The organism is Pseudomonas brassicacearum (assembly GCF_003732265.1).
Classification (GTDB): Bacteria; Pseudomonadota; Gammaproteobacteria; order Pseudomonadales; family Pseudomonadaceae; genus Aquipseudomonas; species Aquipseudomonas brassicacearum_D.
Genome location: NZ_MOBK01000124.1, coordinates 1 through 557 on the forward strand (window position 1 = coordinate 1; position 557 = coordinate 557).

General features: G+C 63.4%; 1 protein-coding gene. It reads right to left on the bottom strand.

Features of this window, described 5'->3' with window-relative positions; translation table 11 throughout:
• On the bottom strand, positions 1-557 hold a 557-nt coding region (locus BK660_RS30380), incomplete at both ends, for a TonB-dependent receptor domain-containing protein (RefSeq protein ID WP_123436412.1).

Below are 557 nucleotides of genomic sequence, written 5' to 3' on the forward strand. Positions count from 1 at the left end.
GCACCTCACCGGCCGCGCTGTAGATCGTCGTCGGGCCTTCGGAGTTGGCCACCAGCACGTTACGTTTCTTGATGTCGAACAACGCAATGTTGCCGGTCACACGCCCCGGCAGATCCAGGCGCGCACCGAGCTCCCACGACTTGGCTTCTTCCGGCGCGATGCTGCCGTCGAGCACGGTGCTGCTGCCGCTCAGCGGGGCGATGGTTGAGTTGGGTTTGAACGATTCGGTGTAGCTGCCGTAAAACGACAAGGCATCGGTGTAGCGATACACCAGACCGGCGCGCGGCACCCATTTCTGCCCGTTGCTGTCGGTGTTGGCCTTGAACGGCACGCCTTTGCCGGCGTACTGGTCGTACTCCTGGAAGCGCCCGCCAGCGACCAGAATCCACTGGTCGTTGAGGTGAATCGAGTCCTGCAGGAACACCGAATCGCTGCGCAGTTCATCGGTCTGCGCGCTGTCGGGAGCGCTGACCGTGGTGCCGGCGACTTCCCGGCCATACACCGGATCGCGGTAGCTGAAGGTGGTCAGGCTTTTCTGCCGAATCAGGTCGGCGCGG